This is a genomic window from Pseudoalteromonas sp. NZS71, assembly GCF_015864715.1.
In the GTDB taxonomy this organism is placed as follows: Bacteria; Pseudomonadota; Gammaproteobacteria; order Enterobacterales; family Alteromonadaceae; genus Pseudoalteromonas; species Pseudoalteromonas arctica.
In genome coordinates this window covers 25,981-37,584 of sequence record NZ_JADYWS010000006.1, presented here as the reverse complement: position 1 = coordinate 37,584, position 11,604 = coordinate 25,981, and the positions used below count along the sequence as shown (strand labels likewise).

The window sequence follows — 11,604 nt, the reverse complement described above, 5'->3', positions numbered from 1 at the left end:
GACCTAATTGATTTTTAGGCACAAAGTATATTTTAGCAAGTTCAGAGCAAAAAAAGCCCGAATAAGCGTCACTCATATTCGGGCTACTGTGAAAGTGTTTTTAACTCACTATTTTATCGCAGAGGTAGACTCGCGTGTAATCAAGCGTGACTCAAGTGTTACCTGATACGGCTGTTCTTGCGGTTGAGCTATGTGTGAAATAAGTTGAGTTACGGCTTGTTTAGTCATTTCTTCAACGGGCTGTGCAATAGTCGTTAAACCAGGCCAAATATGACGTGCAATGGGTGCATTATCAAAGCCGGCTATTGAAATGTCATCAGGCACTTTTAATTGGCGCTGGGTAGCTAATTTTAATACCGCTGCCGCCATGTAATCGTTTGATGCAAATACAGCTGTTGGCCTAGGAGATAAATCTAAAATACTGCGTGCACTATCTACACCTGAGTGATAACTAAAGTTACCCTCCTCTACTAAGCGCTCATCAAACTCTATTCCATGGCTTGCAAGTGAACGCCTGTAGCCTTTAAAGCGTTGTTGCGTGGCACTGTGATCCGGGTGCCCTTTAATAAACGCTATAGATTTATGCCCAAGGCTAATTAGATGCTCAGTAATTTCAAATGCGCCTTGCTCATCATTACTACGAACTGAAATAGAATCATCTTGAAGTAAAGCTGACGCAACTCTTGCGTAAGGGATTTTTTTAGATTTTAAAAAAGCAACAAGCTCAGCAAAATCACCAAAAGGAGGTGTTAGCACAATGCCATCTAATCGAGAAGTCTGTAGTAATTGCTCAATATTATTTATAAGGGCTTCACCACGAAACTCACAAGGGTGTATCAATAAATTATAGTTATTTTCTTTACATGCTTCTAAAGCACCCGTTTGCACGCGAGTAATGTAGCTTTTACTTGGGTTATCGTAAAGACACCCAATAATAAAGCTACGATTTTGTGCGAGGCCTCGTGCAATTGGATTTGGGGTGTAATCGAGTTCTTTAAATACCGCAAGCACCTTTTCTCGGGTTGCAGCACTAACATTAGGCTCGTTATTTAAAACGCGTGATACGGTTTTTTTAGAAACACCAGCATGACTTGCCACACTGTTTATTGTTACTTTTTTCATCACTCTATTTTTCCAAATGCGAACAAGGAAAGCTCCTTATTTGCTGTTGTGCAAACACGCTGCGGCACCAATTAGTGGAATATTATCTTGTGTTACAAGTATTACAGGAATTTGCCCTGCGTATTGCGACATAATACCCTTTTGAGAAAATCGTTCAACAAAACGACTTTCTAGAAGTCTTGCTTGCATACGAGGCAGTATTCCACCGCCAATAAATAGTCCGCCTAAAGCGCCGTAAACAACGGCTAAATCGCCAGCTACACTGCCGATCCAATCACAAAATTGATTAAGCGTTGCATCGCACACAGCACATTCACCGCTATTTGCTAGGCTACTTATTTGCGCAGCATCTAAATTTTTAGCTGTTACACCCTTAACCGCAGACATCGCTTTGTATAAATGCGTTATGCCAGGGCCTGAAAATACAGTTTCGATAGAAACATGGGGATGATCTTTACGTAATTCATTTAATAGTAAAGTATCGAGTTCATTAACTGGTGCAAGCGATATATGCCCCCCTTCTGAACTTAAAACAGCGGTAGATTGCGACGTTCTAACTAAGCACGCGGCACCAAAACCAGTACCTGGACCTATAACACCAATGTTAGCATTGTCATCAGCTTGGCCTGATTTAACAATGACATTTTGTTTAGGATCTAAGTAAGGAGCCGCATATGCAAAGGCAGCAAAATCGTTAATGACCTCTAGTTGCTGTAAATCAAAATGAGTTTTAAATTCACTAACACTAAAATGCCAACCTAAATTGGTTAAATGTACCTGCCCAGCTTTTATTGGACCTGCAACGGCTAAACATGCGCGTTTAGGTGTAATATGCGAGACTGTTTGTAAATATTGCTCAAGCGCACTTTCAAGTGAACCAAAATTAGCACTAGGAAAAATATTAATGTGCTCTATTACAAATTGGTTAGTATGTTCATTAAAAGCAGTTATTAAAGCAAAGCGGGCATTAGTGCCGCCAACATCAGCAACTAAGATGGGATCAAATTGGGCAGAAGAGTTTAGGCTCATAGTATTATCTCTTTTGTTAAGCGACTCGTGCTTATTATTTTACAATGGTATACCATTGTTATTTATACTTTGAGCTATCACCTCAAAGTAGCTATCACAGTAAAAAATGCTGCCTATAAAATATATAAACAGCGAATACGTTTTGACAACAAAATGATAAAACATTTATATTATGACACCGGTGTCAGCCGTTTATCAATAAAAATATACGTTAATTCACAAAAAGCTTGAAATTATTCATTAATAACCGAAAATGGCACAATTATTTATCAAATTAATTAAGTTGTAACAATGAAAGGTAAAGCCACCTCATTTGATATTGCCCACTATGCAGGGGTATCTCAATCAACTGTATCTCGCGCTTTACGTAACAGCCATCTTGTTAATGAAGAAACACGTAAACGTGTTTTCGATATAGCTAAAAAGCTTAATTATAAAGTTGATAAAAATGCCAGCAACTTGCGTACACAACAAAGCAGCACACTTGCATTACTTCTTTTCGAAGACCCTACTTCTGATGAGTCACAAATTAATCCTTTCTTTTTAGCCATGCTTGGCAGCATTACCCGTGCTTGCGCTAAAGAAGGTTACGATTTATTAGTATCATTTCAATCGGCCAGTGCTGATTGGCAAGCAGACTATGAAGATAGCCACAGAGCCGATGGTATTATTTTACTCGGTTATGGCGATTACATTGATTACCAACCAAAATTTAATACCTTACTTGAACAAAACACTAAGTTTGTTTGTTGGGGTGCAACGGTCGATAATCGCCCAGATTTAACTGTTTGTTGTGATAACTACGGTGGCGGTAAGCTTGCCGCTGAGCACTTTATTGCTCACAGCAGAACTGACTGCGCTTTTATTGGTGATGCATCTGATCATAGCCCTGAATTCTTTAGTCGTTTTCAGGGCTTTAAAGATGAGCTACTGGCTAACAACGTAAAAATAAACGAACGTAAAATGGCTAATGCTATATCTACTGAAGAATCTGGATATCACGCCACTCGTTCGCTTATCGCTAATAATATTAAATTTAACGCCTTATTTGCTGCAAGTGACTTAATTGCTATTGGGGCTATACGTGCACTTAAAGAAGCAAATATTAACGTGCCAAAAGATGTTGCGGTAGTCGGCTTTGATAACATAGCCATTGCTAGTTATGTAAACCCACCGCTGACGACGATAGAGCAAAACACCACTGTTGCTGGGCAAATGCTCGTAGAGAACTTATTAAAACTGATACGTGGTGAAGAAGTACAAAGTACCCTATTAGCTCCTATTCTCATTCCTAGAAGGTCAAGCTGAGCCTATTTTTTAAGCAAACACCGGCTACATCTGTTCACATCCATTTACAAACAATAAAATTGTATAATAAACAATAGATTAAAATAAAAATAATCTGAAAAACTATACTTTTCCGTCAAAAAGACATCAATTCCTCCCCCCTTAGCAATAGCTAGTCGTTAACTGTATTTACTATTTTGTTTCTGTAATGTAAATTTATTGTGCCGCTATAACCTTACTCTGTAACTTTATAGCTTAAATAACAATAATACCTCAGGGATTTACATATGTTTAAAACTAAAGCTCTATCAAATGCAATAAGATACTCTTTATTGCTAGGCTCTGTAGCCTTAGCGCCTAACGCGCTAGCTCAAGAAAATGACTTGAATTCAGACGTAGAATTAGAAGAAGAAGCACCTGAACGAATAGTTGTAACAGGCTCACGTATAAGAAAAGCTGAATTTTCAAATGCATCACCAATTCAAATTATCAATGGCGACTTATCTCGTGAAATGGGTTTATTTGATGCAGGCTCAATGCTTCAATCGACCAGCCAAGCGGCTGGTGCTCAAATAGATAATACATTTGGTGGTTTTGTACTAGATAACGGTCCGGGCGCTGCAACAATCGGATTTCGTGGTTTAGGTGCTGAACGAACTCTTGTACTTATTAATGGCCGAAGAATGGCTCCTGCTGGCGTTGGTGGTGCACCAACATCACCTGATTTGAATTTAATACCTGGCGTAATGATTGAGCGTGTAGAGAATTTATTTGATGGCGCATCAACCGTTTATGGTTCTGATGCGGTAGCGGGTGTAGCTAACGTAATATTGAAAAAAGATGTTGAAGGTTTTATTTTTGATGCATCTTATCGTCAACCTAAAGGTGAAGGCGGTGAAGAAACTGTACTTTCGGGTATGTGGGGCAAAACCATGGATAATGGTTTTATCACTGTAGGCGTTGAATATTCAGAACAAAAATCTCAATCTTTATCTGGTAACCCTTTTGTTAAAGGGTGTGAAGAGCGTATTTGGGAAGCTGAAGATGGCAGTATCGTAACGAGAAACAGTGGCTATGGTCCTGTGGCGAGTGGTGAAGATTCATGTGATATTTTCCCTCTAACAAATCGTATTAGCGTACCTTCTTTCTTTGGCAGTGTTTATTACACTCCTAACTTCACAAATACTGGTATTCCAAACTTCAGCGAATCAACTGTACCATCAAGTCTTGAAGGATTTTTACCTTCATGGGTAGCTGGCGATTTCGATGGCGATGGTATTAACGATGGTGTATTTGTTGATGGTAACGGAGATGGTTTCCGTGACGTTGATTTCCAAGACCCTCTATACGCTTTCCAACAATCTGATTACTACAAAAGTGGTGATTACAGAAGTAAAAATGAACGTATTTCACTAATGCTTAATGGTGAATATAACTTCCAAGATGATAACGATACAACTTTCTACTACGAAGGTTTATATGCGAGTCGTAAATCACCAATTTTTAGCCCTGGTGCACAAATATTTCAACAAGTAGCGGCATCAAACCCATATAACCCTTGTGGAACAAACGGTATTGACTGTTTTGGCGTGTTAGGTGTGGGCCCTGGTGGACCAGAAGCCGTTCAGCCAATCATCAATATTCGTGGTGACCGTGATCAAACTGAAGTTGAAGTTTCACAATATCGTTTAGTTACTGGTGTTACTGGTAACCTCGGTATGTTTGAAAACATTGGTTTAGACAATTGGTACTACGACGCGTCTGTATCGTACAGCGCATCTAAAGGTACTGACCACCGTGTTGGTATTGATGAAGAGCGCTTAATTAACTCATTAGAAACCGCTGTTCTTAATGATGATGGTACTGTTACCTGTGGTACCGGTTCTGATGGATGTGTTCCTGTTAATTTATTTGCAGACAGTATTTACCAAGAAGGTGGCGGTACGCTTTCACCTGAAGAAGCGGCCTATTTATTTATTGATCGCGACATCGAAACTAAAGTAAACCAGTTTGTTTTTAATGCATTCATGGGTGGTGACTTCTTTGCACTACCATGGAATAACGAAACTGTTGCAGGTATCGTTGGTATTGAATATCGTCGTGATGAGATTGAATCAAATCCTAATGCAGCAGCATCACAAGGCTTACTATGGGGCTACTTTGCTGACCAAGGCGCTGATGGTTCTCGTAATCTAAAAGAAATATTCACAGAAGTTGACTTCCCTTTACTTAAAGGAGTTAAAGGTGCTGAAGAACTTACATTTACAGCTTCTGGCCGTGTTTCTGAAGAATCTTTCTACGATGCTGAATCAACTTATAGTCTTAAAACTATCTACCGTCCTGTTGATTGGTTTACTCTTCGTGCTACAAAAGGTACTTCTTATAGAGCGCCAAACTTACGTGAACGCTTCTTAAACGGTACGTCTGGTTTTAATACAGTTGCCGATCCATGTGTTGTTCCGGAAGATGCTCGTGATATTGACCCATTGAACCCAGGTTCAGCAGCTACATATAATGCAGCTGAAGAAACACGTGACACAGCGGTACTAAACGCCTGTCAAGCATCAGGTATTGATCCAACCACTCTTGGTTTAGGTCAAGGTGGGACTGATTCATATACTGGAACTTATAGCGCTGAGATTGAAACTGGCGGTACAACTGAGCTTAGTGCTGAAACATCAGTGGCTAAAACATACGGTTTTATCTTTGAACAACCGTTCACTGATGCATTTGATTTAACAATGTCATTAACTCGTTTTGATATTGAAGTAACAAATAGTATTGCAGAGCCAAGCGCTGGTTACAGTATTGGTCAGTGTTATTCTGCTGATGGTAATGATGCTTTCTGTAGCCGTATCGGCCGTGACGAAAATGGTCAAATTGATTTAGTTGATGCTAGCTTTATCAATATTGGTTTAATCTCTTCTAAAGGTTTTGATTACAATATCTACTTTGAAACAGATACGGTAATTGCAGAAGAAAACTTAGGTATTACACTAGACCTTCAAGCTACGCGTATGACAGAGCAAGTTTTTGATGTACTTGGTACTATTGATGACAATATGGGTGAGCCAGATTCACCAGAATGGCGCGGTACAGCACGCTTACAACTTAAATATTCTGATTTTAGATTTAACTGGGAAACACGTTTCATCGGTAAAGGTCGTGAAGATGAAGATGATTTAGGTGAATTCGAAGAAGGTACTGCAGGTTGTCGTGGTTTAACTGACGCAAATGGTGCTCCACTTAAATGTCGCCCTGTTGGTTTCACTGATGACTACTTTGTACATAACATCGGTATGACTTGGTCTAACGATGCTTATAAAGTGAACTTTGGTGTACGTAACGTATTTAATGAAGCTCCACCAAAAGTAGATCCAAATGGTTCTTTCTCAAATACTAACATTCCTCTAGGTGTTGGTTATGATACTTCAGGACGTAGCCCATACATCAGCTTTACAGCTTCTTTTTAATTAGAATTGGCTGAGTATATATTCAATCCAGATGGCCTAAAATTTTAGGCCATTTTTTTTGAGGGAATAAAAAATGAAACTTAAAAAAAGAATGTTAGTAGGATTTACCTTACTAAGCCTATCTTCTTTCGCTAATAGCGAAACTGAAGATGCGACACAAGTGAGCAGTATTGATGCTTTCTCAATGTCATCGGCTATCCGTAGTGTTGTAGCATCACCTGATGGTAAGAAGCTTGCTATTTTAAGAGCGACTACCAAAAATGGTGACTATATAATTGAGATAAGAGATCCAAATAACCTAGAATCAGACCCCGTAAGGTTGGGCGCGGATAAAATGTTGATATCTTCCATCGTATGGTTAAACGATGAAAAAATAGGCGTTATGTTTAGACAAATACTAGAAGATGGAAGTCGCAAATACTGGGTTAATAAGTTTGCAATAACTGATGCAGATGGTAAAGGCGACTGGTTATTACCATTTAAGAAAAAGCGAAATGTTCAATTTAATATAATAAATATACTTCCAGACAAAGAAGATGAAGTACTTGTAGAAGTTGATATTAATAATAACTACATTCCAGATGTCGTGAGATTTAATATTAACACTGGACGAAGCGTTACTGTAATGCGCGGAAATGAAAAAGTATCAGGCTCATTCGTTTCTGACTACGATGGTGAAATAAGAATAGCCCAAGGTTGGAATAAATCTGATAACGCAATCGATTATTATGCCCGAGATAAAGGCAATGATGATTGGAAAGTAATTAAGCAAGTTAGTCCTAAAAAGCGTGAAAACTTTGAGATATTAGGATTTGCAAAAGGTAATCCTAACGAAGTTTATGTTAACGCTAACTTAGGCGAAAATACGACTGGCATTTATATTTACAATATTAAAACAGGTCAGTATTCTGAACGTCAATTTGGTCTTAAATCTGTAGATACCGACGGTGTTATACTTGATACAGACGGCACTTTACAAGGCTTTCGCTATACAACCAAGCAGCCTAAGTTTTATTTCACAGACCCAAACCTTCAAGCACTTAACGAATCTGTTGCTTCTTTATTTAAAGATAAATTTGTACAAATCATTAGTAGCTCTGATAACGATAACGTATTAGTAGTGAGAGTATCTGCTGACGATAATCCTGGCAGCTATTACATTGTTACTAATAAACAAAAGCTGACTAAAATTGGTGATCGACTTCCGTTTATTGATAAAAGTAAATTAGGATCCGTTAAATATATCTCTTATAAAGCAAGAGATGGACGCAAAATAAAAGCGTATGTAACCATCCCTGCGACTAAAGGTCCTTACCCTGCGATAGTACTTCCTCACGGTGGTCCTTGGGTGCGTGACTCTGTTGTATTTGATGACTGGGCACAGTTACTCGCCTATCATGGTTACGTCGTTATTCAACCAAACTATCGTGGATCTACGGGGTACGGTCTGGAGCATTGGATAGCCGGTGATAATAACTGGGGCTTGAAAAAACAAGATGATTTAGACGACGCGGCACAATATTTAATAGATAAAGGCTTAGCAACAAAAGATAAGCTTGCTTTATTTGGTTGGAGTTATGGCGGTTATGCTGCATTTGCTGCATCTATGCGTGAAAACAACATATATAAATGTGTTGTTGCCGGTGCAGGGGTAAGTGATTTAAGCCGTATTAATGCAACTCTTAACGAAAATCGCTTTTTAAGTATTTTACAACGCCCTACGATTACAGGTGTATCCCCTGTAGAGCAAGTAAATAAAGTAAATATTCCTATACTGGTTGTGCATGGTGATATCGACAGTCGTGTTCCAGTAAAACACAGTAGAGACTTCGTATCTGAGCTTGAAAAGTACAAAAAAGACTTTAAATATATTGAGCTTGAAGATGCCGATCACTTTTCTGATACGCTTTTCTACGATCATAAAAAAGAATTTTATACCGAGTTGTTATCATGGTTTGATAATAAGTGTGGCCTCAAATAATGTAACTAAAAAGTGACATTCATTTTATTTGAAGAGCATTTTTTTGTTTTAATATTAAGTGAGTACATAACAAAAAGGCTTCTAAATAAATTTAGAAGCCTTTTTTAATAACTACAGCATTTTATACCAATCCGCAATAATACTTAATCATTTTGCGGGGCTAAACGTGTCGCTAACTGCGTTAAAAAACTCTTATTTAGAACAACTAAATAGCGAATTTTTTGCCTAGCTATCAACACGTTTTTCCTGCCTCAAAATAGATCACTTAATTAAGCGAATTGGTATTATATATTATTTTTTTAGAGACTCGGCAACCACCGGATAATAGTCCCAAACTTGTTTATCACTGAGTGAGCGTACAAGCTTAATGTATTCTGCATGTGTCCAAGCCAGAGGTGTTGCTGAGTTTGTGCCCTCACCTAACGCATAACCTGCTTCATTTACACCCACGCCATCCCATACTTGCTCAGGTAGCATCATGCCGCTATTAGCAAACTGCTCTAAGCCTTTTACGTAGCTATTTTTAATGTCCGCTTGTTTTGCATCATCTAGCGTATTATTTGCGTTTGCGGCCGCTATTTCATAGTGTCCGCGTTCGCCTGTAAAAAATGGCCATACACGACCACGTTGGCCTGGCGTGTTGCTCCCGCTTTCGGCGTAATTAGTACCTGTGGTTTCATCTTCACCGTAACCGTCGTTGCCATAACGGCGATAGCCTGCAAATGTGCCGCTACCATCGGTAAAGTTAAAGCTGTATTTAACTTGTAAGTTATCTTCAAGCGTTTCGTCGTCATACTCAGGTAGGGTTTTAACTATACTTGAATCGTTGGCACTTCTTACTCCATAACGGACTAATTCTAAAAAACCACCATCTAAAATCTGCTTTTTGTTAAAACCTTCACGGCCATTGTTGGCGTTAATTTTAGTATTAGAGTTAGCGTCGGTGTCTTGACCTATACGAATAAAATACTCGCCATCGGTGCTATCACCTTTTAAATTACCTTCGGTGGTAAACATTTGCGATTCTATATCACTGTTGTACTTTTTAGCCGTTGCTAAATAACGATCTGCATTTTGAGTATCACCACTGAGTGTTGCTATGTCACTGGCTGTTATAAGGCCAGCAACAACGGCAGCCGTTGTAGAAGGAGAATAACCACTTTGCTCTTCCCAGCGCTCTTGCTGTGTTGCAGGTGGAGTGATTTGCATGTCGTTCCATAAAATTTTAGCTCTTCCGCCATCAACTAAAAAGTCAGCTGCCGGTTTTAGCATGCGTGCGTACCAATCTTTAAGTTCGTTATCACTTAGTACGTTTGCTTGATGTAACTTCCACGCGAGCATAATTGGCATAGCTGTTTGATCTAGCTGTACCCCTACCCATTCAAGTTCACCATCAACATGTGTTTTTTGTAAAAACCATCCTGTATCACCATTGTTACCGGGGGTTTTGCTAGTAACTTGTACTTTTTCAAGGTATTCGAAGGCCGTTTTTGCAGTCGCTGTATCGCCTAAGGCCATAAATGCCATAGCTACTTGATAAAAATCACGAACCCATACCGCTTTGTAACCAGTCGAACCCTCTTTGGCTGAAACAGTTTCACCCCAAGGATTAGAAAGTGAGGCAATGAGCGCACCCGCATTAGTTTTGTCTTCTTGCGCTTTTAGTACCATTGCACTGGTATAAAGTAGCTTACCGTCATCGGCTGTTTGCTTAACCATTGTATTTAATGGCTCAAGGCTTTGTAAATAATCTTCCCAGCCTAGCGCTTCACCTTTACCGTTGTAGGCATCAAGCACATTTTGATAACCTTTAGATAAGCTCTGTGCACCTTGTTGCTGGCTTTGCTGCTGCGTTTTACCAAAGCTTAGTGCTAAATCAAATGTGGTATTACTATCGATAGTACCAAGCTCTGCCAGCAGAGTGACGTTACCGGCCTTATCGCCTGTGTTTGAATATTTTTTGCTTAGTGTGTGTTGTTTTTTAAGTGAGGTGATGCCATCACTCACACCTGTAAAGCCTACACTTTGCATTTTGAATGACGTAGATGATTGCAACGTTAAAAAATTATCATCTTCCCATGCTACTAAGCCTTGCTCAGTGGTTTTTGCAAAATCACCTAAGCCGTTGTTGTTTATATAAGGGTTAACAGCAACATACGCTTTCACGCCTTTAAGTGATGTATTAAAAATACTGCGTACAAACAATGTTTGTCCGTCAGGGTCGGTGAATATGTGTTTTTCGAGGGTAAAACGCCCTTTCTTATCTGTACTTGTTACTTTGTAAGCAAGCGATAGTGGTCTGCCTTTATCGTCTTTATGTAAGTAATCAATTGTAACGTCTAAGTCGTCAGCTTCAGTGACTGTAAAATCTTTACCGGTTACTACAAACTGCATATCTTTAATTTGAGCTTGGTGAATGAGTCCAAACATAGTTTCGGTGATCATACCTTTGGCAATTGAAAACCATACTTTTGATATTTCACCTGTCGCAGCGTTGTTATTATATTGGCCGTTTTGGTATTGCTCAAAAGAAGTACCAATTCCGGTTTTACCCGCGTAAGCCCAAAATGGTTCAGCACCTGGTGCACCTGGTGCGCCAGGAGCGGCTGAAACTGTAGCGTCAATATTTTCGTTATTCGTATTTTGTGCACCACAGGCTGTTAAACCCAAAGTTAAAAGAGCGGTGGTAATAAGGTTATATTTTTTCATTGT

The 11,604-nt window shown here is 39.1% G+C and carries 6 protein-coding genes; 3 read left to right on the top strand and 3 right to left on the bottom strand.

The features are described 5' to 3' along the window. Positions 1 to 108 precede the first annotated feature (108 nt). Positions 109 to 1,122: a LacI family DNA-binding transcriptional regulator gene (locus I6E85_RS05415; RefSeq protein ID WP_010555045.1), complete on the bottom strand. Its 1,014-nt coding sequence runs from the start codon at positions 1,120 to 1,122 to the stop codon at positions 109 to 111. A 36-nt stretch (positions 1,123 to 1,158) separates the two neighbouring features. Continuing rightward, positions 1,159 to 2,151: a glucokinase gene (gene glk, locus I6E85_RS05410; RefSeq protein WP_010555044.1), complete on the bottom strand. Its 993-nt coding sequence runs from the start codon at positions 2,149 to 2,151 to the stop codon at positions 1,159 to 1,161. A 291-nt stretch (positions 2,152 to 2,442) separates the two neighbouring features. Here glk and I6E85_RS05405 point away from each other — a divergent pair, with 291 nt between their 5' ends. The 3 genes from I6E85_RS05405 (at position 2,443) to I6E85_RS05395 (ending at position 8,892) form a co-directional block, all read left to right on the top strand. Beyond that, positions 2,443 to 3,459 (top strand): LacI family DNA-binding transcriptional regulator, encoded by a 1,017-nt coding sequence (locus I6E85_RS05405; protein ID WP_007582612.1) that lies wholly within the window; start codon positions 2,443 to 2,445, stop codon positions 3,457 to 3,459. A 266-nt stretch (positions 3,460 to 3,725) separates the two neighbouring features. Further along, positions 3,726 to 6,911 carry a TonB-dependent receptor gene (locus I6E85_RS05400; protein ID WP_197175260.1) on the top strand — a complete coding sequence of 1,062 codons (3,186 nt, stop codon included), beginning with the start codon at positions 3,726 to 3,728 and terminating at the stop codon, positions 6,909 to 6,911. A gap of 73 nt (positions 6,912 to 6,984) precedes the next feature. Continuing rightward, a complete protein-coding gene (locus tag I6E85_RS05395; RefSeq protein ID WP_197236694.1) occupies positions 6,985 to 8,892 on the top strand; it encodes a S9 family peptidase in 1,908 nt (635 codons plus the stop codon). A 291-nt stretch (positions 8,893 to 9,183) separates the two neighbouring features. On the opposite strand, the gene I6E85_RS05390 is transcribed toward I6E85_RS05395, so the two are convergent. Continuing rightward, positions 9,184 to 11,601 carry a glucan 1,4-alpha-glucosidase gene (locus tag I6E85_RS05390; protein ID WP_197236693.1) on the bottom strand — a complete coding sequence of 806 codons (2,418 nt, stop codon included), beginning with the start codon at positions 11,599 to 11,601 and terminating at the stop codon, positions 9,184 to 9,186. Positions 11,602 to 11,604: the final 3 nt, after the last annotated feature.

Excerpts from the sequence above, each read along its gene's own strand:
- I6E85_RS05395 (WP_197236694.1), top strand. The coding sequence starts at position 6,985 with ATGAAACTTAAAAAAAGAATGTTAGTAGGATTTACCTTACTAAGCCTA.
- I6E85_RS05415 (WP_010555045.1), bottom strand. The coding sequence starts at position 1,122 with ATGAAAAAAGTAACAATAAACAGTGTGGCAAGTCATGCTGGTGTTTCT.
- I6E85_RS05390 (WP_197236693.1), bottom strand. The coding sequence starts at position 11,601 with ATGAAAAAATATAACCTTATTACCACCGCTCTTTTAACTTTGGGTTTA.
- I6E85_RS05405 (WP_007582612.1), top strand. The coding sequence starts at position 2,443 with ATGAAAGGTAAAGCCACCTCATTTGATATTGCCCACTATGCAGGGGTA.
- I6E85_RS05400 (WP_197175260.1), top strand. The coding sequence starts at position 3,726 with ATGTTTAAAACTAAAGCTCTATCAAATGCAATAAGATACTCTTTATTG.
- glk (WP_010555044.1), bottom strand. The coding sequence starts at position 2,151 with ATGAGCCTAAACTCTTCTGCCCAATTTGATCCCATCTTAGTTGCTGAT.